Here is a 26,026-nt window from a genome sequence, read left to right as displayed (position 1 = left end):
GTAGTTTGCAGAATTTTTCCACCACCGCTTTGCTTCTTTTAGAACTCCAAATTATCTTGGCCTTATTTGTAGTACTTTTTATATTTTAGATTTAAATAAAAATTATATAGTTTAAGCTTTACCCAACGCTTTATGTTCATATCCTCTCTAAAATATAGAGCATTCGAATACTTGTCCTGTTTTATTAATTGCTTAGCTTCTATTTTCAGTTTTACATTTTTCAAGCCTTTGAATAACAATCTTTTTGGAATGAGTGACCATAAATGCCTCGTCTGTACATACGTTAGCTCTTGATGTACATTGAATACATAATCATTAGCAACACATTGCATTAAATTATGACCACTTGCTGTCACGTAATAGCTTGAAGCACCCGATCGTAAGTTCATTTCAAATATTTTAAATTCCCCGTCACGAACATCTAGTTTCATATCAAAATTTGCAAAACCACTATAGCCAATGCCCTCCAAAAAATAGCGCAAGTTGTCCATAAGCTGTTTATCGAAGTCTGTCATAATCGCCAAGGAGATTCCAATATTTTGTGGTGATGGATCTTCAAGGAGCTTGTTCCCTAAACACATCAGTTTAACCTTCCTGTCCTTTCCTACGTAAACGTCTAATACCCGAATATAAGAATCATCACCTGGAATAAACTCTTGAAGAATTAAAGAATCTTTATAGGAAGAGCGATAAATGCTTTTAATAATATGCCGCTTCTCTTCTTCATTTTTTACAAGAAATACTTTTTTCTTCTCAGGGAAGGAACAACGCGAATATTCAACGAAATTCGATGGCTTGATTATTATTGGATAATCGAAGGGTATTTCACTTGTTACATGATGTTCCTTTGTCAATACGATCGTTTGGGGATATTTTAAATTATATAAATCACATTGCTTATAAAATTCTTCCTTTGTTTGAACCCTCTTCATTAAACCCTCATCTATATAAGGCAAAATAAAATAATGTTGTAATGTCTGTTTATTAGTAATGATCAGCTCCGCATAATAACAATCACATACAAGAAGGATTAATTTTTTATGTTTGAACTGCTTCGCTACTTCTATTAAAGCTTGTACAAAATAATCTGGTTCATCTAAACGGTCCACATATTGAAAATCCAGGATATCACTATTTTGAGTCGCTATTCCTAGCGCCCCACCTAGTAGAAGCGTTCGAATACCTTTTGTTTTCATTGAAGGCTCTAATACAAGACTTTTCATACGATACGCCTCATAGAAGGAACGGGCTACCCCATATGCATATTGACCTGATTGTATAATAACTGGTAAAAAGGGTTGATCAACTGTTTTTGACAATTTTACTCGCCTCTCATATTAAAAATGAATTTAATCATTTGTATGCGTTCTATTCTGAACTTAATACTAATAACACTATGAGTCTATATTTTTCATTCATGCCAGAGGCTCTGGGCTAACGTGATGTTGTCACTCAATCGTGTATAAAAAATCTGCAATATGCAACGTCGTTGTACATTTTATTTAAGGGGGTTATTTTGGGGGAATAAGAAGGAATCTAGTTCTGTATGCGCACGTTAATGTAGCTTTTCAAGACGTGCACACACTCTAGATTAATTTTATAAACCAAGAAAATCTGCATATGTATGTGGCTCGTTTTCCTTTAAAATTGTTAAAAATGTAAATGCAAGCTGTACGACTGACCACCATCTCATATTATAGGACATCTCAAAGCGGGAAGGTTCTAATGTAAATACGTCTTGAAAAATATCAAGTGGATCAATTTTTTCATCTTTTAATATTGAGAGAAAACCTAAAAACAACGTATGATCTTTGACTTCAATCATTTTTCCTTCAACAAGTGCATCAATATTTTCTGGTTGATGGAAATTACATTGTGTCGCAACATACTTTTCTAAATCCTGTGCGCGCTGCCTTTCTTCGCGCTCTCTTTTCTTTGCAATAAAATCAATGACGTTATCCACGTGCATCATCGCCTCTTCTTTTTTCTTTTATTGTAGCATTTTTTAGAATATTATTGCCTGAACGCGCTCCCCATTTCTTCCTTTTTCCAAAAACAAAAAGAATGATATTAGCAAATTTGCCAAAATCACTCTTTTCTCAAGATATTTATTAATTTAAAGGTCACCATTATAGCGTGGAATTGATTTCCGTTCCGGTTGGGCGCTTTGCCGCTGACGCTTCGCTTTCGCACAGAGCAAAGCTTCCCGGGGGCGTCCGATGAGCCGCTTGGGGCAACAGGATGTGATGGTTTTAGCCTTCGTTCCTCTACCGCTGATCCCCAAGGAGTCGCCCAGCCATAACGAAGATCAACTTGTATACATTTTATCTAATATAATATTAATGAACTTCATTAGAAGACTCTAATTTCCGTTCCATACCAAAATAGGCATAAACAAAAGGATCCTTCTATCAGAAAAATAATTACCCGCATTTTGAATAATTTTGTTTATCTTTCCAAAAGCAAAGTGACAGTAAAACAATTACTTCAAGAAGAAATTGTTTGGGATTGTTATGGTCACTTTTCCTCCACCTGCTGCTAAATCATTATCAATTTGCAGTGCCCCACTATGACTCTGAACAATTGATTGGGCAATATAAAGCCCCATCCCATGGTGATTTCCTGCATTTCTGCTTGGGTCTCCGCGATAAAACTGTTTGGTAGCTTCTTTTAAATCCTTCGGAGAAAATCCACAGCCGCTATCGGTAACGGTAAATTGAATCACATCATTAGCACTTTGCACGGTTAATAATATCTTACCCTTTTCAGGTGTGTGCTCTACCGCATTAGCAATAACATTTATCATCGCTCGATAGAACTGCTCTTCATCGATCCATATGAGAGTGGGAAGCATTTCCTTTCGGACAACTACTTGAAGCTTTTTTTCCAACGAAAGAGCTCTCATTTGATGCTCTACTTCTGTCATAAATACATCCGTTTTAACATTCATTTTTTCACGAACGATACTTTTCTCCATTTTCGATAAATCGATCAGCTCTTTCGTGAATTTTTCTATTTCTATTGTATTTTTCAAAATATAATTATTATATTCTTTTTGAATATCATCTTGATCAGTATCTTGTAGAAGCTCTGCATTTCCTTTAATAATCGTAAGTGGTGTTTTCAGATCATGAGCAAGAGCAGAGATTTGCTCTCTACGTGCCTGTTCTGATTCCCATTGCTGTTTTAAAGAACTGTTTAATGCCTCCCTCATATGCTCAAGAGAAATGGATATTTCATCTATCTCACGAATTCCTGAAGTATTTATTGTAAAATCCAAATTTTGATTTTGTATTTTTTCAATCGCTTCCTGCAAGCCAAACATTTTTTTCTTTAAACTTCTTCCAAAATGAATAGCAAGCACAGTTGCATATGTTACTATCCCTATAATAAACAATAGGAGTTCTAATAGTTGCGGATTAGGCAAATATTTTCTTAAAAATTCTGAACGATACTGGGGTACTAAATAATATCGTAATATACAAATCTCATTTTCTCGCTGTATAAACGAGTAAAATTGGGAGCCACTTGAAGTTTCCCCCTTTTTCATTACATTCCATGCCTTAATAGCTTCCTTTTCTGAAAGACTCCCTGAAAAAAATTGTCCATCTTTAGACAAAACAGCGTAGTCAACAAGGTCTGGAATAATATCAGCTGTAACCGAACTACTAGACGTTATGCGATCCTTTGATAATGAAATCTGAATTTCTGCATAATTTGCGGGCAATACAATATTGGCGGAAAAAGCAAATAAAAATATACTAAATAGTAGTACTACTAAAAGAATAGTGCCTATACATAGGAAAAAGAGATATCGAAGAAAAAAAGTATGTAAACGTGTTCCTTTATTGGACCTCATTGTCTCCACTTATATCCAATCCCCCAAACAGTGTCAATGGCGTCAACATTAAAGGTATGTAGCTTTGAACGGATATTTTTAATATGCTCAGTAATGGCAGTGCTGTCACTCTTCCCATCAAACCCAAAAATAGTTTCATAAATCTTTTCCTTCGAAAATACCTGTCCTCGATTCCGAGCTAGAAATTCGCATATTTCATATTCGCTTTTTGTCAGCATTACCTTTTCCTCATTTACAAACAGCTCTTTACCAGAAAGATTGAAATGAATGTTATCTACAAAAAGGATACTGCGTCTTTCCCTTTTTTCGCGTCTCAAATGCGCATACACTCTTGCACGTAGCTCACCAATTCCAAACGGCTTGATAATAAAATCATCTGCTCCAAGACCTAGACCATACATTAGATCTTCCTCCAATGATTTAGCCGTTAAAAAAAGGATGGGACAATCTACAGCATGGCGTATTTGGCCACATAAAGTAAATCCATCAATTTCGGGCATCATCACATCCAATAAAATTAAATCGAAGGCACCCAGATCCATTTTACTTACTTCGGTCGCATCAGAGACTGCCGTTACTAAATGCTCGTCTTTTAGTAATGCATTTTTTATCAATATTAAAATATCTTTCTCATCATCTACTGCCAATATTTTCGCCATATTTCTACCCTCATCATTTCTTCATACCCTAATTATCAGACTTTCTTCCTTCCCATTTCCAAAACCATAAACAAGAAGGGACTAACGCGAACAATGTTCCACATACTGAAGCAATAATACCTTCCTGTAGTCCTACTTCCACTATTGATAAGTCAACCCCTGACGCTTTCATTGTCCATAATGAAACAAAGTGACCACCCCAACCATAAGGTATAAATGACCAAATGCCATCACCTAATCCAGTGAGTAATAAGGCTACTATTAGTGACCCTACAATACCTAATCCGATTGAGGCACCTTTACCAAAATGAAGACTAACAAAAAAATGTAAAATATATAAAAATGCACAGCTTACAAATAGAATACATCCAGCTATAAAATAAAATTGATAATCAAAAGTATCTTCATGCAAAAGTTCAATAAATCCAACACTAAAAATACCGAAAGACAGTAATATTGCTCCAAAACTAAATAACAATAACAGTAGCAACTTGCTTAAATAGGCCACTATTTTTGTTTTAGTAGCTGTTAGCATCCCCTGGAACTGCCCTGCCTTTGCTTCTTGCTCCGCAGCCATTGCACAAACTAATCCAATAATAATTGGAAACCCGCATGTTACTCCTTGAAGATATGCCGTTACCCTATCATTAAAACCCCACGGTGAATAAGTATAGTATGCTAAAAATACCCCTGAAATAATAATAGGTACAATTAGATGCGTGAGCAAAAATGGCGTTCTTTTTGTTTTAAGAAACTCTGCTCTAAGTAATCTTAACATTACCATGAACTATTTCGCCTCCCTTTTTTGAAACCAACGTGCAGTAAGGAAGCTGATTGAAGCAAACCATGCTAAAGTAATTAATATACCTGGAACTATAACCGACATGCTTAATAACGGGCTACCTTCAGGCACTGGCAGACCATTTGGTAAAATCTCTAGCGTTGGACAAATTAGTCTTGCAGTAATGGCGTAAGGAACACTATACCAAAACTCCCCATTTGCAAGTGCGATCATACCGGCAATATTGCCAACTAAATTTATTAAAATGGACATATAAGTTCCTAATTTTGCCGCAAGGAATAAACAAAGAGGAATTTGCCATAAAAACGTGACGAAAATTAACAAACTACCTGTAAGACTATTAATGAAAGAATAGCTATTACCAAATAATATTCCACCAGCAGTAATACCAGCAAAGAAAATAATTGTAATTAATAACAACCAGGTACTACATGCAAGTATTTTGCCAAACCAAATCTTCTTCAGATCAATCGGCATTGCGAGAATACTATGGTATTTCAATTTAGCATCTTTTTCGATCACCAATGCACAACATATCGTCAGTGCACCCGGCAGGAGCATTGTATACCACCAATTATAAGCGCCACTTTGAAAAAAACTTCCTCCCATTAATACTGCAGTTAGTAAGATTGCCACAATGGGTGCTAGCAAAACTAATTTAGGAATAAAGGTCTTTTTCCATTTTAATCTTTCAGCCTTCATAATCGAAATCATGTTACATGCCTGCCTTTCTATTAGCTGACACTACTTGCATAAATAATGATTCTAATTCCTGACCTTGTGGGGCAACTCCCTGATAGCCTAATTTTCCTCCTGCAATGATGCCGATTTCATCAACGACCTGCTCTACTTCTGAAAGTATGTGGCTTGATAAAATGACTGTTATCCCTTGCTCTGGAAAAGATCGAATCAGTTTTCGAAGATCTTGGATGCCGATTGGGTCGAGACCATTTGTTGGCTCATCAAGAATTAAAAGCTTCGGATAGTTTAATAGCGCAATTGCTATTCCTAGGCGTTGTTTCATCCCTAAAGAAAACTGTCCTGCTCGTTTTTTCCCTGTATTGGTTAAGTCAACAATTTTTAATACTTCGTCAATGCGTGACTGTGGCAATCCGAGGGCAATCGTTCGAACCTTGAGATTTTCTCTTGCCGTTAAGTTTTCATATAAAGGTGGTGTTTCAATTAATACACCCATGTCTTTTAAATCATTACGATTCCATTCACGGCCACTAAAAAGTATCTTTCCTGCATTCGGGCGCAGCATCCCAGTTATCATTTTTAACGCTGTTGATTTCCCTGCACCATTCGGACCAAGTAAACCGTAAACAGAATTGCGAGGTATCGTTAACGACAAGTCCTCTACAATTTTTTGCCCCTTAAAGCTTTTACTAAGATTTTCTGTTTGTAAAATAATATCTTCCATAATCATCTTCCTTTCGATGATTTTAGTGTAGAAAATGATTATAAGGATTTTGTAAGGAAATCAAAAATTTTTGTGGATCGTCACGCTGAAAATCAATTTAATCAGAGAATGCTATAATGCTTCACTATTGCATAGACGTCCCCTACTGAACTTTTGTTTTATGACTATTTATTAGAGTGATATGCTTTGTGAAATGGTTGATTGGATTGGAGGCTGGGCGACTCCTCGGGGATCAGCGTCACAGATGAGACCCTGCAGCGCAGTGAAGCGGCTCATCGGACGCCCCCAGGAAAGCGCCCAGCAGGAACGGAAATCAACCCCTCGTTTTGCAGAAGAGCCGTACTTTATTTAATTACATAGTCTTTCAAAAACACAAAAAGCATTTGGAATGAGGTCATCCCAAATGCTTTTTATCATGTTGTATAAAATTTGATTTACATAAATTCTTTCACTAATTTATTAAAATCATTTTCGCTCATATTAATATCAATATCTGTTAATGGTAGCTCTGAGTAGCCTGGTACTTTTTCTTGATATGAAGCTGTTTCAGTATCTTGATAAATAATACCTGTTACTAAACCTTCATGCTCCATCACTGTACGCATTGCCATAGCACGGTCAGCATTGTCATAGCCTTCGATATCAGCAAGCTTCGTTAAGTTTTCTTTAAACCAATCATACGTATTCACTTTGTTATACGTAACACAAGGTGAGAATACGTTGATGAATGAGAAGCCTTTATGATTAATGCCCGCTTCAATTAAAGCCGTTAACTCTTTAATATCTGTTGAGAAGCCTTGTGCCACAAATGTAGCTCCACTAGTTAAAGCGACTTCTAACGGTTTTAGTGAAGGTTCAATCGCACCACCTGGCGTAGATTTTGTAATAAATCCTGCAGCAGAACGTGGAGATGTTTGACCCTTTGTTAAACCATAAATTTGGTTATCCATAACAACGTATGTGATGTCAATGTTGCGACGGATGGAATGGATTGTATGACCCATACCAATAGCAAAGCCATCGCCGTCACCGCCAGAAGCAATAACGTTTAAATCACGGTTAGCCATTTTCAAACCTTGTGCAATTGGTAATGCACGGCCATGAATACCGTGGAAACCGTAAGAATTAATGTAACCTGAAATACGACCAGAACAGCCGATCCCAGAGATAACCGCTAGTTCGTTTGGTTCAATACCAACGTTAGCCGCGGCGCGCTGAATCGCTGCTTGTACAGAGAAGTCACCACAGCCTGGGCACCAGTTTGGTTTCACTGTATTACGAAAATCCTTAAATGTTGCCATTAGCGAGTCAACTCCTTCACACGATTTTCTAATTCACCTGGCAAGAATGGTGTACCATTATATTTTGTGATCGTCTCGATTTTATCGTGACCACCAATATTCATCTTCATAATATTTGCTAATTGACCTGTGTAGTTATTTTCTACAACGATTACTTTTTTCGCTTTTTCTACAAGTGGTGCCACTTCAGCAGACGGGAATGGGTGAATTAAACGAATATGTGCATGATTCACCTTCATACCTTGAGCATTTAATCGTTCTTGTACTTCTTCAATAGCTCCACGTGTTGAGTTAAAGCCGACTAATAAAATATCCGCTTCTTCATGTGGCGTATTTGAAAATACTGGATTATCAAATTTCAATGCCTCTAGCTTACGGAAACGTTTATCCATTTGTACTTGACGGTTACCAGTTGCTTCCGATGGCTTACCTGTTTCATCGTGCTCAACCCCTGTTACATGGTGAATACCGTTTAATGTACCAGGTAGCACACGCGGTGAAATACCGTCTTCCGTATTCTCATAACGTTTGAAGTATGCTTTATCAGCTGCTTCTTCAATGTCATCAGTAACAATTTTACCACGGCGGATTTCTATTTTACTGTAATCGAATGGCTCTACAGATTGTTTCCCTAGAGATAATTGCAAGTCAGTCATTAAAATAACTGGTAATTGTAATTCCTCCGCAATGTTAAACGCTTGGATTGTGTCAAAGAATGCTTCTTCCATTGTAGAAGGTGCAATCACTACTTTAGGAATTTCACCATGCGTACCATATAACATCGCCATTAAATCTGATTGCTCTTGTTTTGTTGGTAACCCTGTTGATGGACCACCACGTTGTGTGTCAACAACTACTAGTGGCTGCTCTGTCATACCTGAAAGACCAATTGCTTCCATCATTAATGAAAGACCCGGACCAGCTGAAGCTGTAAAGGCACGAACCCCACCAAAGTTTGCCCCAATTGCCATTGTCGCTGCAGCAATTTCGTCTTCTGTTTGAATAACCGTACCACCGAAATTCGGTAATTTTTTAATAAGGTATTCCATAATCTCAGAAGCTGGTGTAATTGGGTAAGCTGCCATTAAGCGTGTCCCAGCTGCAAGTGCACCAAGTGCTATTGCATCGTTCCCAATCATGAACATACGGCGTTTACCGTCTGCTGGTGCTAGAGCCCATTCACCTACACGATCGCCTAAAAGCTCATTCATTAATTCATGGCCGCGTGTAATTGCCTCCATGTTTTTCTGAACAACTTCTTCACCTTTTCTGCCAAAAATATCATCTACAACATTTTGGAACACTTCATCTTCTAGATTTAGCAATGAAGCTGTTGCCCCGATTGCCACCATATTTTTCATCAACGAAGTACCTAGCTCTGCAGCTACCTCTGTAAAAGGTACCGCAAATAATGGCGCTTTTGAATCTTCTGGCTTCACTGGATCAAATTTTGCATCCGCTAAAATAATCCCATTTTCTGTTAACTCTTTATAATTGACGTCGATTGTTTCTTGATCGAACGCTACTAAAATATCTAAATCATCCGCAATTGAACGTACTTCTGTTGGACGAACTGTAATTTTATTATTCGTATGGCCACCTTTAATTCGAGAAGAGAAATGACGGTAACCGTATAGGAAGTAACCTAAACGATTCATTGCCATTGAGAAAATTTCCCCTGTACTTTCAATCCCTTCACCTTGTTGCCCACCGACTTTCCATGAAAGCTGATGTAACATGTCAACAACTCCTTAGATCCAATGTATATACTATTATTTTTCCTTCATAAGTTTAACACGAAGAAACGGTCTGCACTATTGTTATTACGCGATTTCAGCGAAATTCAGACCTTTGACTGAAAATAGCGTTCATAAAGTTGTAATTATCAAATCAATTAAGTTTAAAAAATTTGCTTGCTGAATTCAAGTGACATTTAACATGTTAGTATGTAGAGCATGAGGGATTCTCTTCCTGATATCCTTATTGTCTATATAAACGAAAAAAATGCCTTGCAGCTTATTATGTGCAAGGCATTTTACTTCATTACTTTTTTATCGAATACGTTTTTCCACAAGAAGCTTTAAGGCTGTACGTTCCTCACCAGCAATTAAAATATCGGCAAACGCCGGTGCGCAAATTAAATCTGTGCCACTTGGCGCTACAAATCCGCGTGCAATGGCCACTGCTTTCACGGCTTGGTTAAGTGCACCTGCCCCAACTGCCTGCATTTCTGCTTGCCCTTTTTCTCTGATTACCGCGACTAATGCACCTGCAACTGAATTTGGATTAGAGCGTGATGATACTTTTAATGAATCCACAATTATTCCTCCCCGTTTCGCGAATAGTGTTTACGCTCAACAACTCATGTCCCCCTTTTGGACCTCAAGTTATTGTCGATAGGTCATTTTATGCTCGACGAGAAGGAAATAGACTATTTTCATTTCTTATATATCAAAACAATCTAAAAAGACTGATAATTACAGTTAAAAAATTACTTTGTCATTGAAATAAAGGCGCCATTATAAATAACTATGGCTCCTTTGCAAAACGTGGGATGATTTCCGTTCCAGACTACTCGCTATCTCTGCGGAAATCTTTGCTCTGCGACGAAAGCGAAGTGAAAGAAACCGTATTCGTCTTACCATTTCCAGCTTCTTCAAGCCAGTCAGTGATTTATCGAACTTCCAAAAGGCCAAAAAAGCGACAATTGGAAAGTCTGTATTGCTCATTAAACCGATTAAAGACTCATATTCTCCCATCGAATCCCTCTTTCTATAGTAGGTGCAACAATGGGCACTTAAACAACCGAGAATGATAGTAACCTATTCTTGACTAAAAATTCGAAAATGATTAAAATCCCAATAATTTAAGGAGTTGTTTCGAATGAAGAAAAAAATAATTTTTATTAAAGCTTTAATTTTAATAGCAGTCTCAATTTACTTTTTCAACGAATACAAAACAAAAAGCTTTGTTAAAGATTTACTACATACAGTTAATTTAAGCGAAGAAATTAATAAAATTGGTATCTTAAATGAATCAACGACAACTATAACAAACGTTATTAAAGACAATCCTATATTTCCAACATTAATTGGTTCACTGGAAGATTTAAAAGTTAAACAGTCTCACTCTGAATTTTCTCATTTGGAAGGATACACGTTCATTATTTATCACAACAATAATTCATACCATATCTCTATCATTGAAAGTGGCATCCTACAGTTTGACGGTAAAAATTACAAAATACAAGAGGACGAATCTGTAAAAGAATTATTTACCCTCATAAAAAAAAGCACCCAATAAGGGCGCTCTTTTTCATTGGAATAGTACCACTGGTCGCGCAGCAAACATCTGTTGCCCCGACACCCAAAGAAAGCCCAAGTAGGAACGGAAATCACCCCTCGTTTTGCCGAAGAGTCATATTTTATTATGGTGCTTTAATTTCATTGAATTAACAAATTTTCAAAACAAAAAACTATTGTGCATTTTTTCATACACAATAGTTTCTCTTCTTATGCTTGGAACGGATAATCTTCGTTTATATACACCCGCTCACAATGACGAGCTTTGCCTGTTTTATCATCAATGTCTACAAAGAAACCACTTAACACATCGCGTCCTTTTTTAGGCACTTCAAAACGAGATGGCATATTTGTTTGGAATTTATAAATGACACTTTCCTTCGTCATACCTAAAATTTCATCGTATGGACCTGTCATACCAACGTCCGTAATATAGGCTGTTCCATTTGGATAAATACGTGAATCAGCTGTTTGCACATGTGTATGTGTACCAACTACTGCAGAGGCCTTTCCATCTAAATGCCATCCAAGCGCAATTTTTTCACTTGTCGCTTCTGCATGAAAATCCACGAATACAAGCGGTGACGTTTTATGCGCTTCTTCGATTAATTTCTCTGCCATCGCAAATGGATCCTCGTGAGGAGGTAAAAACACTCGACCATGTAAATTAATAACAGATAGTGTTACACCGTTTTTTGAAATTTGCACCATGCCTTTACCTGGTGCATCACTTGAAAAGTTTGCAGGGCGTATTAAATAATCTGCATCATCTATAAAATCAAAAATATCTTTATTATCCCAAGTGTGATTACCCATCGTAATGACATCTACACCCATTTGCAATAGGTCATTATAAATATTACGTGTAATTCCACGTCCTGCTGCTGCGTTTTCACCATTGGCAATAACAACGTCTGGATTATATTTTTTCTTTAAGCGTGGTAAATACTTTTCCACTGCATCTCGGCCGATCGAACCTACAATATCCCCAATAAATAAAACTTTCATTTTCATAACCACTCTTTCATTAATTAGCACCTTATATTTTACCACCAATTCAAAGACAAACGCAAAATTATGTCCGTCTAGCGTATTTAACAGATGCTTTTTAGGCTTGAAAATATAGGCGCTGATACTCTTTCTGATTGTCTATAAAAAAACCTGACAAGCTATTAGGTACTTGTCAGGCGGACGGTACTGATTTCTATTTTCTTGTATGATAATACTGGTTCTTATATTGTTCTTTGGGCAGAGCATAGTTATTCATAACAACGCCTAATATTTTTGCTTGTGCTACTAGTAAGGAATTTTTCGCTTTGACAACACTAGATTTCTCTACTACTCCAGTATTAACAATAAGTAGTGCACCATCTGTTTTATTCGCTAAAATTTGTGCATCGGTCACAGAATTAACAGGTGGCGTATCAAAGATGATTACATCATAAAAATCTATCATTTTTTCTATTAACGTATCCATCATTTCTGAAGCAAGAAGCTCTACAGGATTAGGTGGGATTGGTCCACTAGTGAGGACAAATAATCCTTCTATAAACGTTTCTTGTATCGCTTCGCTCAACGTGTCATTTTGTATCAGTACACTTGATAGACCTGAAATATTATGCAATTCAAATGTATAGTGGATAGCAGGTCTTCGCATATCAGCATCCACTACTAAAACTTTTTTACCTTCTTGAGCAAAAACGATCGCAATATTTGCTGCATTCGTTGTCTTTCCTTCACCAGGGATAGATGATGTCACTAAAATTGTTTTACACGATAAATTAGGGAGCGCAAATTTTAAATTTGTTCGAATTGTTCGAAACTGCTCAGAAATAATAGAAGTTGTGTGTACGTTAGTCAATAGTTTCCGTTGCATCATCGCTAATGCTTTCTTTTTTTTATTTTTCATTTTAAACATTATGTGACTCGTCTCCCTCGTCTAGTAGAGATAGATCCTCTGCCTTCTTTTATTGAACTCACGAATCCTATTATCGGTAAATTTAATAGCTCTTCAATTTCCTGCTCTGTCTTTATTGTTGAATCGAAAAATTCTACACTAAATGCAATGCCTGTTCCTAAAAGTAGTCCAAGAAAACCGGAAATCGCAATATTTAGAATTTTTTTCGGCTTCACTGGTTGTGGGTCATCAGCTAATTTAGCTACTGAAAGGACATTGATATTATCTACGTTCATCAGTTTTTGAATATCTTCTTTAAAGACATCTATTATCCTATTGGCAACCTCCGCCGCTCGTGCTGGCTTTTCATCAAGAATCTTTATAGAAACTACTTGTGATTGGCTTTCATTATTGACCGTAATTTTTTCTGCTAATTGTTCGGGAGATAATTCTAATTTCAACTCTTCAATTACTTTTGATAGAATAGCTGGGCTTTTTATAATGACATTATACGTATTTATTAATTGTAAATCTGTCTCAATTGAATATGCACCCGTATACATTTGTTGTTGATCCGTATTTTTTTGGTTGATTAATATTTGAGTTTCAGCTTGATATACAGGCGTGATGACATAGTAACTAACATAAGCAGCCAATGCCATCGCGATTATAATTATCGAAAGAATAAGAAGCAAACGTTTTCGTAAGATTTTTACTATCGCCTTTACTTGAATCGAATTCTCCATCGAGTATATCTCCTTCCCCTAAACTATCTAAATTTGTGTAATGGAGTGTGATATTCATAGTTAATTGGTATAGTAGCTAGTAAAATGAAATACTCAATTATATATTTATTATATAAATTTATGTCCTATGTTATTCCTAATACAACAAGTAATTCATTTTTTCCTCATCGATAAAAAAATGATAAATGCTAGCGTAGATACAGCATTTTTTTTCAACAACTGATAATAGAGCTTCTTTTTCAATGAAAATTTTATTGGGTTTATCTCAAGAACATAAGGGTAGTCATCAACAAAACTGACTATTTCTTCTTTAATCTCTTTTAATAAATCGAGCCCCTTATATGGGGAACTCTGCATGTGAAGTGTTAAATTTACTAAACCGGAAAATACATATCCATTGAAGCTAGTTTCAATGGATGTAAAAATATTTTCAGCTACTAATGTCTCACGAATACGTTCATAGATTACATCATATTTTTCTCGCTCATTCTTACGGTAGCTTCTCGTTAATGATTGCTGTGGCAACACATTGTAATGATAAAGCTGCTGAGGCACATAACAAATTGTCTTACTCTTTGTGATCGCTTTTGTTATGAATAAAACATCTTCAGAAAAATTCATATCCTCTTCAAATCGAATTCCAAATTGATCAAGAAAGGCTTTAGAATACAATTTACTACAAGCAAAACCGAAATGTTTTTCATGAAATTCAGTAAATAATAAATGCAAACATTCCTGAGAGTCAAAAAGTTCATTTGCAGTCGACGGATAGTTTAAACGATTGCCATCATTTTTTCCATCTACAAAAACATCACATTTAGCTATTTCAGTTTCTGTTTCTTGAATAGCGCTATATAATCGTTCCAACATAGATGGCTCTATCCAATCATCCGCATCGACAAACGTAACGTATTGACCTCTTGCCTCGTTAATCCCTATATTTCTAGCATGACTTACCCCACCATTTGATTGATTATGAATGATTATTCGCTGATCTCGTAAGGCCAATTGATGTAAAATAGAAAGAGAATCGTCAGTACTGCCGTCATTAATCGCAATAATTTCGATTGGCTTTAACGTTTGTTGGCAAATACTTGCTAGACATTTCTTTAAATACGGTGCTGCGTTATATACCGGTATAATAACAGTTACGAGGATTTCTGACCCCAAAATTTCACCCCTCCAGCTAGGCTGAGCATTTTTACTTTTCCAATTAAATATTTTCGATCAGAAGCAGTAATTCCAAATGTGAACAAAGATATACCGAAAATCATACTGTATAAGGCAATATACAGCCCTAAAATGTACCAAGTATTCGAAAGTGGGAAAACAATTAGTATACCTTTCATTAAAAGAGACGCAATAACAATAGCTACGAAAATCTTGCTAATGCGTATCCAAAATTTTTTAATAGTTAGTTGTATTTTTTTTGCATAGTAAACATTCATAATACATACATTCCCAATAAATAACGATACCGCGGTTATGATTGCTGTTCCAATAACCCCGAATAAATAGATGGCAGGAATAGATAGAATAATATTTGTGCTAGCAAGTGTAATTAATAATACTGTTCGAAACTTAAACATATTTTTTGCCTTTAACACACTCAGACCTATATTTTGAATTAAATCGACTGAAAACGGCAACATGATGATCAGTACGATCGGATAGACGATTAAATATTCATCCCCTATCCACAATGAGATGAAAGTTTTACCAAATAAAAAAAAGCCACTTAATACATATCCAAGAATCATTAGCTGAATGGCGCCAACATTGACAAATAACCGATTAATTTCCATAAGACCATCCGCTTGTGTCACCAACATTGAAATCTTTGGCAAATACAAATCACTTATGGCAAGTGCTAGTGCCATAAATATCATAATAAATTGTATAGCAATTGCATAAATGGCTACATCTTCTGTTCCTTTCATAATCCCCAGTAATACTTGGTCAGTTTGCCAATAAATTTTATCCACTATGACTGTCACAAACAAAAAAAATGAATAGACGAATATTTCTTTTATAAGGCCTGGATTATAACCAGAAAAGATAAATCGTACTTTTAACGTTTTCAAACAAATAATAGAATTTATTATTAATACACATACATTTAAGCTAGCTACAATATAAACCATCCCGACTGCACCAGCATCTTGTAACAGGAAAAACAGCATCAGTAACGGTTGTACGATTACTTTTATAAATGAAGTTAACTTAATTAGTATGAATTTTTCATAGGCTTGAAGGATTGAAGAGAAAACACTTAAAGGAAATTGTAAGGCAAAGCTTACGGTCATCACTATTACCATTACTTTTGCCTTTTCGATTTGCAATGAAGATAAGCTTTGTCCAAAAATTGTCTCTACTTGGAAATACACAAAACACCCAATGGCAAGAGTAAACGCACCTATAATCGAAAATAGCCGCAGAAAAAAGCCATTTAATCTAGCTTCCGTCTCCTTATCACCTACTACTCGATTATTAGAAATATAACGAATAATTGCATTCCCTAAACCAAAATCTAATATTGTTAAATACCCAACAAAAACTGTAATTAATGAGTATAATCCGTATTCTTCTTGACCAAGAATTCGAATCATAATAGGGGTAAACACAATTGCTACTATAAACGTACAAACAATAGATAAGTAAGAGAGAATAGCACCCATCCGAATTTCCTTCATTAGTCCACCTTGCCTCCACTTGTCCTTTTATGCATTACATTTTCACTCGAAAATCTTGATACCATTTAATTTTTTACGTGTTTTATTTAACTGATCAAAAGCATTCGGTCCAAATAATTTGTTGATAGCATATTTATAACGCATTACTTTTTTATGTCGTTTTTTTTGTTGCTCTGACAACCATGAACCATTAAAGTGATGGATCGTAAATGTATTAACAGTTTGGTTAATCGTTCCTGATTCGAAGTCCTTCGCACAGAAATATTCAAATGGATATATGTGTAGATCGTCATCCAATTGCCTATGTTGATTAGACTCTGTAAATCCATATTTTTCTCTCGTTAGATCCGTGATGATAACAGTATTTGTTTGTTGACCTTGTTCCGTATAGAAACTTTTATCTTCATAAAAATCCAGCAGTAGCTTAATCCACGGATGCCCCTTTACAGCCCCCATTGTTCCGGTTACACATGTATCACTATTTTCTCCGCCAGTAAATGCTTGATGAGATAAAAAAGGGTTTAACGATTGGACAACTTCTACATCTGTATCCAAGTAAATGCCACCTTGTGTGTATAGTGCATATAACCTAACATAATCAGCTACATAAGCATATTTTTTAGATTCGTAGGCTTCTTGTACAAATTGATTGGATTGAATATCAAATGAATTTTCATTCCATTCAATTAGTTCATAGTCAGGCATTAATTTTTGCCAGGAGGCAATACACGCTTCAACTACCTGCGGATACGGATTTTCGCCAAACCAACAGAAGTGAATTTTTTTAGGGATCATTATACAATTTCCTTTCTGTTATCCAAATAAATTAACGGCATATCACATATCAAACTATTCCATTACTAACTTGATAAACTCCATCAGTTTTACCCTATCTAACAATAGGTTCCACTCTAAATAACTAACATCTGGTGTCACAAATTCAAAGTTTTTTAAATTTGCCATCGTAAAGTTTGCTAAATTTCGGTGTAATTTAAAAAAGCGTCCTTGTGTTTTCTTTTCAAAATTATTGACCCAAGGATAATCGGTCGTAACAATTTTCAAATCTAATGCGCAGTACTCAAGGAGCTTAGTTGAAGCTTGTAAATTGAAAGGGTACACATCAGGCATATAATTCAGCCCGTATTCTGCTTTTGACGCTAGAAGAGGAACTTCATGATAAGGTAGCGATCCTGAGAAGATAATATTTTTATAGTCTTTGAAAGATGTATATAATTCATTTGTTGGATTTCCTATTAATAAAATCGTGTTATCTTTTAAAGTTGTCGTAAAGGGCTTTAGCGCATCAGCGGTACCTCTTTCAGTTCCCATTGCGCCGACATATACAAAGTCGTACTCTTTTTTTGATGTTTTTATGAAAAAGTCTTTTGATATTCCCATATCTCGATGAATTTTTGGAACATTGTCCTTCATCTTAAAATCCTTTTCTACAAGTTCATTCAAAAATACGCGACCATGCGGTTTAACATTACAAGTTTTTTTCACAAAATTTTTCAACATCGGAAAATGACCAGTTGATAACGAATTATATTCATGAATAATCTTTGTCTCTCTTGAATGTTTTTTTATATCTAAACCAGGAAATTTCCATAATAAATCTATATTGGTTATTGGAATTTCATTTATCTCCGCTGTTAAAATGGTGATGGCTTCAATATTATCCTGCTGATTTAAATACGCTACATAGGCTGAGATTTCTGGTAAAAATGATTTTCCGTTGTTGACAAATCCAATCTTCAAATAGATGATTCCCCCTTCTTCCAACTGCTAATTTTCAATTAAAATGGTCTGTCGTCTATTAATTTTCACGTTTTATTCATATTTGAACTATTAAGCGCGAGTTTATGGTGGGTAAATGAATTGCCAGAAAGAACAAATAAAACGATCATTATCGGTGTTGTATAAATAATAATTTCCGTCATTGAAAGTAAAATATAAGTGATAAGTATTAAAAATGGTAATAGTTGTAGCATGTTCGTATACTTAACTCGTTTTTTAGCAAAAGAAAATGCGTTCCATAATAATGCTGCTACGAATAGTAGAAAAAATGTAACGGCCAACCAACCATACTCAGCTAATAGGGCAATAAAGGTATTATGTGCATCCAATTGTCCAACATGATAATTTTCTCCATGGCCAAATAATGTGGAATCTTTTATGATATTTTGCCAAATTGCCATTCGTCCATCAGATAGATCAGCCGATTTCCGCTGAAATTTCCCTACAATTTTTTGAACCGCTTCGTTTAGTATCGGAATTTTACTTAGACTGAAAATGAATGTCATACTTAGTACACATAGAACCGATACGAGTGCGCCCACTTTTCTAATACTTGAAGCGTTTTGAATAGCTAACAAGGCCATACTCATTATGATAGCGAATAGTACGGTGATGGCAGCCGTTCTACTTTGTGTGAGTAAAATAATATAAAAAACAAAAAAGAATAGGCTTACTAGGACTACGATAGGAACCTTTTTCGTAACACCCTGAAAATATTGAATAGTCCCAGCTAGTAATACGACCGCTAACAATGTCATGGCCAATCCCATCATGTTTGGGTTGCTATAAATCCCCGCAAATGCGTTGAAAACAACTCGATTCATGAAAAAAGATAAGAATAAAATAATGAGATGCGAGAGACAAATACTAATAGCTAGCACATGTAAAGTAGCCGTTTGAAATGAGTTATATATAATCGATAACCCTATATACATCGTAAGCATACATACAATATTCATAAGTGATTCCATATCAGAATTGGCTAAAGCACTTAATAGCCCACAAATAATAAATAGAAAGAAAAATATATCGCTCACATACATTCTACGAATATTTGCACTTCGATTATAGATGAAAAGGATGATCGGAAAGATGGAAAAAAAGACAGTAAAGTAAATTAGTATAGATATTTCATAAGATAATGCACTGAAGAGTAGTAATACACTCATACATATCGTTAGGATAAAAAACCGCACTTTCATCACCCTCACTATAGCTTCATTTCGTATGTTATTTTGTGAAAAGATGCCACCATTTTCTTTCACTTATAACGATTGGCTCCGCAATTAATAGCTGCTTATTTTCTAAAACACGTTCATTGTTTTCAAGGAAAAGGTCAACCATATCCAGCTGTTTCATTTTCTCCAAGTAATCTAACCCAGCTTCAAAAAGCAATGGTCTTGTAGACATATTATGGACATCTGAACCATACGTATGAACAAGTCTTGCTTCTATTAAATCCATTGCAAATTGTTGAATTTTTTTGCCAAAATGCCCCGTAATGCTACCTGCTGTAATTTGTGCTAATGCCCCATCACGAATGAATTGCTCAAGGAGTGCTACATTTTGTCGAATAGCTCCATTTCGCTCAGGATGCGCAATAACTGGTGTAATACCTGATGCAACTAATGACCTAATAATTCCCTTACAATAGAAAGGGATTGTTTCCGAAGGTAATTCAAGTAATAGATAGTTTGAGTTTGCCAACGTATGAAGCTGTTTAGTTGTGATAGACTCTAAAATATTTTCATTGATGCGTACTTCATGTCCAGGAAATAGTTTGATTGGCCATGCTCTTTTTTCTATTTCTAGCTGTAAAGTATGTACCTGATGTAATACATTTTCATATGGCACATCGTACATTGGGTGCTTGGCATGAGGAGTAGTAATAATGGCTGTTATTCCTTGCATCACAGCATGTTCTAGTAATTGCAATGACTCTGAAAGTTGTTGTGGTCCATCGTCAACTCCAGATAATAAATGGCTGTGAGTATCAACCATGCTCATCATCTCCCTATTCCAATTCATCACCTAACTGTTTTTCACCAATTTAAATGATTATTAGTAGAAATTTTATTGCTGATAAATAAAGGCACTTATTGTATATATGCCTATTTTCACGATAAATATGACAGTAGCTTACACAACCAAGTTAAGAACAAAAGCGCTGGAGGGGCCGAGGCAAAAGTAAATGCTCCACTACTTTTGCACGAGGAAACGAAGCGAGCTCGAGGATGTAGCGCTTTAGCCTAGATCCTCGAAGTCGCTTTAGGTTATGTACAGGCAAAAAATCTATCGTTTCCTTAACTATAAAAAAAACGTCTTTTACTCTATTTTGAGTAAAAGACGTTTCTGTATGACAATTATTTTGCGTATTCTACGGCACGTGTTTCACGAATAACCGTTACTTTAATATGGCCTGGGTAATCAAGTTCTTCTTCAATTCGCTTACGGATATCTCTCGCTAAGCGATGTGAAGCCAAGTCATCAATTTTTTCAGGTTGTACGATAATACGGATTTCACGACCAGCTTGAATTGCAAAGGATTTTTCTACACCATCATAGCTTTCGGAAATTTCCTCTAACTTTTCTAGTCTACGGATATAGTTTTCAAGCGTCTCACTTCGAGCACCTGGACGAGCTGCTGATAACGCATCAGCTGCAGCTACTAATACTGCAATAACAGATGTTGCTTCTGTGTCGCCATGGTGAGAAGCAATACTGTTTATAACGATCGGATGTTCTTTGTATTTTGTAGCTAATTCCACACCGATTTCGACGTGGCTACCTTCAACTTCATGGTCAATTGCCTTACCAATATCATGTAATAAACCTGCACGGCGAGCTAATGCTACATCTTCACCAAGTTCAGCAGCAAGCAAGCCAGCTAAATATGCGACTTCAATTGAATGTTTTAGGACGTTTTGTCCATAGCTTGTACGGTATTTCATGCGGCCTAAAATCTTCATTAAATCTGGATGTAAGTTATGAATGCCAATTTCAAATGTTGTTTGCTCACCTGTTTCGCGGATTTGTTCATCCACTTCACGACGAGCTTTTTCCACCATTTCCTCAATTCGAGCAGGGTGAATGCGGCCATCCTGTACAAGTTTTTCAAGTGCAAGTCGAGCCGTTTCACGACGAATTGGATCGAAGCCTGATAAAATAACTGCCTCTGGAGTATCATCAATAATTAAATCTATACCTGTTAACGTTTCCAAAGTTCGAATATTACGACCTTCACGACCAATAATACGACCTTTCATTTCATCATTTGGCAAGTTCACGACAGATACTGTTGTTTCTGCTACGTGATCTGCTGCAAAACGCTGTAGTGCCAGTGATAAAATTTCACGCGCTTTTTTATCTGACTCTTCCTTCGCACGTGTCTCAGCTTCCTTCGTCATCACAGCAATATCAGTTGCTAGCTCTTTTTCTACTTCTCCTAAGATAATAGCTTTTGCTTCATCTCTAGTTAAAGCAGAAACTCTTTCTAGCTCTGTTTTTTGCGAGGCAACGAGCTCGTCCACTTTGCTTTCCATCTGTTCAATATGCTGTTGTCTTTCGCTTAGAGCTTGTTCTTTACGCTCTAAACCTGCTTCTCTCTTATTTAGAGCATCATCTTTGCGATCAAGATTCTCTTCTCTTTGCAATAAACGGTTCTCTTGTTTCTGAAGCTCAGAACGACGTTCACGAATGTCATTTTCTGCTTCAGTACGAAATTTGTGAGTTTCATCTTTGGCTTCAAGTAGTGCTTCTTTCTTCAATGCCTCCGCTTCTCGTTTTCCTTCTTCAACGATTGTTTCAGCGACATGTTTAGCACCAGTGATTTTTGAGTCATTCACTTTTTTCATGTAGATATAGCTAACAGCGGCACCAACGATGAGTCCAAGCAAAGCGGAGATGATAGTAATTGCATCCATATGAACACCTCCTCTTGCTATTTGGGTAATACAGTTTCAGTCGGCGCATACATTCATTTCACCTTGGCATAACTATGTCCCGGATTTTGAATTGTGTTAAAGTATGCACGAGGACCGAAACGATGTCGGTCATTCGGTAAAGTCACTGGACGTAGTGTTTTACCTATGCAAATTAGTTAGCCGTTTTCGCAGGATGCGAAGCTTTAAGGCGAACATTCTTATGCATCATTGTCTGTTCAAAATCTTGCCATTTGCCAGAGGCTTCAACTTCATTTACGAGATCTTTAAAAGCCTTTCCAAAATGAAGTCAAAATGTAATGTACTGCCTATTTAAAGTCATAATTCAGTAATTATACATATTTAATTGTATAACTAGCCTCAAGCTCTGTCAAGGATAGTCGGGCATCTGTTCGCCTCTCAAAAGAAAAAAAGTCAGCCATATCCATTAGGAGAATTAATTACCTATTACTTTTACACTAACGTTAAATTTAACTTTTCATTTTCATACGTAGAAGCAGTACTTAGGAAGTATCATTTTCTTTTGGTGGAAGCTATTTATTCCCGATGCTATATCAATTTACGGTGAGGAAAATATGATCCCGACTTCCCTTTATGACGTTCAATCTATCACTTCTTTGATTACCTCTTCCTATTGCCGACTCATTGCTCTGGCGATTGCCTTCATCACTAAATATATGGATATCCTAACAAATATTATACAACCACATTCCCCAGTATGTGTAAAGAACAAATGCGCTAAAGCGCTCGTTTACTTCCAACAAGCGCTGGAGAGGTCGAAGCAAAAGTAAACGCTCCACCACTTTTGCCCGAGAAATCGCAGCGACCTCGAGGATGTAGTGCTTTACCTTAGACACCGACTATACTTTAGTTTATCCACAGGCAAAAATCTGTAGTTTCCTTAACAATAAAAAAATGCATTGCTCTCACTATAAAGAGTGGGAACAATGCACTTATATTATTCATCTTCAAGAAGAAGCTTTAATTCATCATCCATTTCTTCTTCATTATCATGCGCAGCAATTGTATAAGATGATGATGCAATACCGTAAGAAGCACGGATTTTATTTGCGATATCGTCAAGCACTGCTGGATTTTCTTTTAAATATTGTTTAGCATTTTCACGGCCTTGTCCTAGGCGCTCATCACCGTAAGCATACCAAGAACCGCTTTTTTGTACGATATCTAGTTCTACACCTAAATCAACTGTTTCTCCCTCTTTTGAAATTCCTTCACCGTACATAATATCAACTTCAGCTGTACGGAATGGTGGCGCTACTTTGTTTTTCACAATTTTAATTTTAGTACGGTTACCCATAATGTCATTACCTTGTTTAATGGCTTCTGCACGACGTACTTCTAAGCGAACAGAGCTGTAGAATTTAAGTGCACGACCACCAGGCGTTGTCTCTGGGTTTCCGAACATAACACCGATTTTTTCACGTATTTGGTTAATGAAGATAGCAATTGTTTTTGATTTATTGATAGCACCTGAAAGTTTACGTAAAGCCTGAGACATTAAACGCGCTTGTAAACCAACATGCGAGTCACCCATATCTCCTTCGATTTCCGCTTTCGGAACTAATGCTGCTACTGAGTCTATAACGATAATATCGATTGCGCCACTACGTACTAATGCCTCTGCGATTTCAAGCGCTTGTTCGCCTGTATCTGGTTGAGATAATAGAAGCTCATCAATATTGACACCCAATTTTTGTGCATATATTGGATCTAATGCATGCTCAGCATCGATAAACGCTGCTTGTCCACCATTTGCCTGAACCTCTGCAATGGCATGAAGCGCAACCGTTGTTTTACCTGATGATTCAGGGCCGTATACTTCAATAATACGTCCACGTGGATAACCACCTACACCTAATGCAGCATCAAGTGCTAGCGAACCACTTGAAGATGTAGCAATTTCTAAATCCGTCTTTTCGCCAAGTTTCATGATAGAACCTTTACCAAAGTTCTTTTCAATTTGTTTTAACGCCTGTTCTAAGGCTGCTTTACGATCACTCATTCATTTTCCTCCTTCGAAAACTGTTCACTGTTTTTCTCTATCTCTACTATACTTGTTTTTAAGAGAAGACGCAAGAAAAAAGCGAACGTTTATTCGTTTTTATTCAAAATAAAAATTTGGGTAACTTTCCATTACCCAAATTTCTATTTTAACTATATTATGGACCATCACCAAAACGTGTAGTTGATTTTCGTTCCGGCTGGGCGCTTTCCTGGGGGCGTCCAGCCTACGCTCCAATCAACTTATTTACATAATAATCGTTTTAAACAAAAGTCATCCGCAACTTTTGGTGATGAACCTATATTATGCCGGGGCAAATTGATTAACGTTTTTTAAAGCCTCTTTCTTCCAAAAGCTGCATTAAATAATGACAAGTAAATTTCGCAGCACGCAGTCGATTTGTATTACGCATGCCCGATAAATGAAGTAAGTACGTGAGCGGTTTCTCATCGCCAATTGCGATACCAATCCAAACCGTCCCCACTGGTTGATGATCATGGGCTGTAGGACCTGCTGCACCTGTTAATCCAATACCAATATCAGTATCAAATTTTTCACGTACAGCGCTAGCCATAGCTGCTGCACATTCACTGCTTACAATCCCATGTTTAGTTAATAATTCTTTAGAAATACCGAGTTGCTTTATTTTAGCCTCTTCTGTATACGTGACAACGCCACCAACTAGGGCATCCCCAACGCCTGGTATTTCTGCAAGCTCAGACTGAAATAATCCTGCTGTTAAACTTTCTGCCGCAGAAATTGTTAACTGATTATCTAGTAACATTTCTACTGTTTTAGAGGCTAGAGAATCATCATCTATACCGTATTGATAGTCACCTACAAGCGCTTGAATCTCTGCTACCTTTGCAGCAATAAGCTGCTGTGCTTCTTGCTCCGTTTCTGCCTTAGCAGTTACACGCAGTGTAACTTCGCCGTCAGAAGCAAGTGGCGCAACAGTTGGGTTTGTTTGCGAATCTAAAATAGCTTGGACACGTACTTCAAGCTCTGCCTCTCCAATGCCATAAAAACGCATAACATGCGATAGTATAACCCCTCCAGCATTTAACATCGCACTAAGCTTTGGCTTTGCTTCAAACTGGAACATCGGCTCAAGCTCTTTAGGTGGCCCCGGAAGCAAAATATAAGTACGCTCATCTTTCGCTAGTATCATGCCAGGTGCCATACCGTGATGGTTTGCGAGCACCTCACTACCTGCTAGTATTAAAGCTTGCTTACGATTATTGTCCGTCATTGGACGTCCTCGCTTTGCAAAAAATTGCTCAATATATGTCAGCGCGATATCGTCAAATTCAAGAGTAACGCCAAGATGACGAGCAATCGTTTCCTTTGTTAAATCATCCTTTGTAGGCCCAAGCCCACCAGAAAAAATGATTAAATCAGCACGAGTCTCTGCAATGGAAATAGCTTCTTCTAAACGTTGTGCATTATCTCCAACTACAGTGTGATAATACACATTTATTCCTAATTCGGACAACTGACTAGAAATAAACTTTGCATTTGTGTTCGAAATCTGACCAAGCAATAACTCTGAGCCAACTGCAAGAATTTCAGCATTCATGATC

23 protein-coding genes are annotated in these 26,026 nt (G+C 36.6%); 1 reads left to right on the top strand and 22 read right to left on the bottom strand.

Translation table 11 applies throughout. The features are described from left to right. Window positions 1–62: 62 nt before the first annotated feature. From B1B04_RS06695 to B1B04_RS06650, 10 genes are all read right to left on the bottom strand, one after another. Complete coding sequence (locus B1B04_RS06695) at window positions 63–1,319, bottom strand: carboxylate--amine ligase (protein ID WP_079560546.1); 1,257 nt, start codon at window positions 1,317–1,319, stop codon at window positions 63–65. Between the two features lie 278 nt (window positions 1,320–1,597). Then, complete coding sequence (locus tag B1B04_RS06690) at window positions 1,598–1,969, bottom strand: ELKS/Rab6-interacting/CAST family protein (RefSeq protein WP_240518225.1); 372 nt, start codon at window positions 1,967–1,969, stop codon at window positions 1,598–1,600. 513 nt (window positions 1,970–2,482) lie between these two features. Next, window positions 2,483–3,859: a sensor histidine kinase gene (locus B1B04_RS06685; protein ID WP_240518240.1), complete on the bottom strand. Its 1,377-nt coding sequence runs from the start codon at window positions 3,857–3,859 to the stop codon at window positions 2,483–2,485. Beyond that, entirely contained in the window at window positions 3,856–4,518 is a 663-nt protein-coding gene (locus B1B04_RS06680; protein ID WP_079560544.1) for a response regulator transcription factor, read from the bottom strand. Before B1B04_RS06680 ends, B1B04_RS06685 begins: the two co-directional genes overlap by 4 nt. Window positions 4,519–4,546: 28 nt before the next feature. After that, the gene (locus tag B1B04_RS06675; RefSeq protein WP_079560543.1) at window positions 4,547–5,302 is read right to left on the bottom strand and encodes a lantibiotic immunity ABC transporter MutG family permease subunit; all 756 of its coding nucleotides are present in this window, start codon (window positions 5,300–5,302) and stop codon (window positions 4,547–4,549) included. Window positions 5,303–5,305: 3 nt separating this feature from the next. Next, window positions 5,306–6,034, bottom strand: coding sequence for a lantibiotic immunity ABC transporter MutE/EpiE family permease subunit (locus B1B04_RS06670; protein WP_079560542.1), 729 nt, complete (start codon window positions 6,032–6,034; stop codon window positions 5,306–5,308). A 1-nt stretch (window position 6,035) separates the two neighbouring features. Beyond that, entirely contained in the window at window positions 6,036–6,743 is a 708-nt protein-coding gene (locus B1B04_RS06665; protein WP_079560541.1) for a lantibiotic protection ABC transporter ATP-binding protein, read from the bottom strand. Window positions 6,744–7,177: 434 nt separating this feature from the next. Beyond that, a complete protein-coding gene (locus tag B1B04_RS06660) occupies window positions 7,178–8,044 on the bottom strand; it encodes a 2-oxoacid:ferredoxin oxidoreductase subunit beta (protein WP_079560540.1) in 867 nt (288 codons plus the stop codon). Continuing rightward, on the bottom strand, window positions 8,044–9,783 hold the full coding sequence (locus tag B1B04_RS06655; protein ID WP_079560539.1) for a 2-oxoacid:acceptor oxidoreductase subunit alpha: 1,740 nt from the start codon (window positions 9,781–9,783) through the stop codon (window positions 8,044–8,046). The genes B1B04_RS06660 and B1B04_RS06655 overlap by 1 nt, the downstream gene beginning before the upstream one ends. A gap of 312 nt (window positions 9,784–10,095) precedes the next feature. After that, complete coding sequence (locus tag B1B04_RS06650) at window positions 10,096–10,362, bottom strand: stage V sporulation protein S (RefSeq protein WP_004224903.1); 267 nt, start codon at window positions 10,360–10,362, stop codon at window positions 10,096–10,098. 565 nt (window positions 10,363–10,927) lie between these two features. On the opposite strand from B1B04_RS06650, the gene B1B04_RS06640 reads away from it, so the two are divergent. Next, window positions 10,928–11,347: a hypothetical protein gene (locus B1B04_RS06640; RefSeq protein WP_079560538.1), complete on the top strand. Its 420-nt coding sequence runs from the start codon at window positions 10,928–10,930 to the stop codon at window positions 11,345–11,347. Between the two features lie 209 nt (window positions 11,348–11,556). Here the strand turns inward: B1B04_RS06640 and B1B04_RS06635 are convergent, their stop codons facing one another. The 12 genes from B1B04_RS06635 to B1B04_RS06580 form a co-directional block, all read right to left on the bottom strand. Next, window positions 11,557–12,354: a TIGR00282 family metallophosphoesterase gene (locus B1B04_RS06635; RefSeq protein ID WP_079560868.1), complete on the bottom strand. Its 798-nt coding sequence runs from the start codon at window positions 12,352–12,354 to the stop codon at window positions 11,557–11,559. A 196-nt stretch (window positions 12,355–12,550) separates the two neighbouring features. Continuing rightward, window positions 12,551–13,264, bottom strand: a complete 714-nt coding sequence (locus B1B04_RS06630) for a CpsD/CapB family tyrosine-protein kinase (protein ID WP_079560537.1) — start codon at window positions 13,262–13,264, stop codon at window positions 12,551–12,553. Further along, complete coding sequence (locus B1B04_RS06625) at window positions 13,264–13,989, bottom strand: YveK family protein (protein WP_079560536.1); 726 nt, start codon at window positions 13,987–13,989, stop codon at window positions 13,264–13,266. Before B1B04_RS06625 ends, B1B04_RS06630 begins: the two co-directional genes overlap by 1 nt. A gap of 153 nt (window positions 13,990–14,142) precedes the next feature. Further along, window positions 14,143–15,159: a glycosyltransferase family 2 protein gene (locus tag B1B04_RS06620; protein WP_170938916.1), complete on the bottom strand. Its 1,017-nt coding sequence runs from the start codon at window positions 15,157–15,159 to the stop codon at window positions 14,143–14,145. Beyond that, on the bottom strand, window positions 15,138–16,682 hold the full coding sequence (locus tag B1B04_RS06615) for an oligosaccharide flippase family protein (RefSeq protein ID WP_079560534.1): 1,545 nt from the start codon (window positions 16,680–16,682) through the stop codon (window positions 15,138–15,140). The genes B1B04_RS06620 and B1B04_RS06615 overlap by 22 nt, the downstream gene beginning before the upstream one ends. 42 nt (window positions 16,683–16,724) lie before the next feature. After that, a complete protein-coding gene (locus B1B04_RS06610) occupies window positions 16,725–17,477 on the bottom strand; it encodes a glycosyltransferase family 32 protein (protein WP_079560533.1) in 753 nt (250 codons plus the stop codon). A gap of 54 nt (window positions 17,478–17,531) precedes the next feature. Beyond that, complete coding sequence (locus B1B04_RS06605) at window positions 17,532–18,440, bottom strand: glycosyltransferase family protein (RefSeq protein WP_079560532.1); 909 nt, start codon at window positions 18,438–18,440, stop codon at window positions 17,532–17,534. A gap of 65 nt (window positions 18,441–18,505) precedes the next feature. Further along, the gene (locus B1B04_RS06600) at window positions 18,506–19,516 is read right to left on the bottom strand and encodes an O-antigen ligase family protein (protein WP_170938915.1); all 1,011 of its coding nucleotides are present in this window, start codon (window positions 19,514–19,516) and stop codon (window positions 18,506–18,508) included. A gap of 193 nt (window positions 19,517–19,709) precedes the next feature. Further along, window positions 19,710–20,480 (bottom strand): tyrosine-protein phosphatase, encoded by a 771-nt coding sequence (locus B1B04_RS06595; RefSeq protein WP_079560530.1) that lies wholly within the window; start codon window positions 20,478–20,480, stop codon window positions 19,710–19,712. A 362-nt stretch (window positions 20,481–20,842) separates the two neighbouring features. Then, complete coding sequence (gene rny / locus B1B04_RS06590) at window positions 20,843–22,402, bottom strand: ribonuclease Y (protein ID WP_079560529.1); 1,560 nt, start codon at window positions 22,400–22,402, stop codon at window positions 20,843–20,845. A gap of 976 nt (window positions 22,403–23,378) precedes the next feature. Then, window positions 23,379–24,443 carry a recombinase RecA gene (gene recA, locus B1B04_RS06585; protein ID WP_079560528.1) on the bottom strand — a complete coding sequence of 355 codons (1,065 nt, stop codon included), beginning with the start codon at window positions 24,441–24,443 and terminating at the stop codon, window positions 23,379–23,381. Window positions 24,444–24,765: 322 nt separating this feature from the next. Then, complete coding sequence (locus tag B1B04_RS06580; protein WP_079560527.1) at window positions 24,766–26,022, bottom strand: competence/damage-inducible protein A; 1,257 nt, start codon at window positions 26,020–26,022, stop codon at window positions 24,766–24,768. Window positions 26,023–26,026 lie beyond the last annotated feature (4 nt).

The organism is Lysinibacillus sp. KCTC 33748 (assembly GCF_002237755.1).
Lineage (GTDB): Bacteria > Bacillota > Bacilli > Bacillales_A > Planococcaceae > Lysinibacillus.
This window is presented reverse-complemented; position numbering and strand designations above follow the sequence as displayed.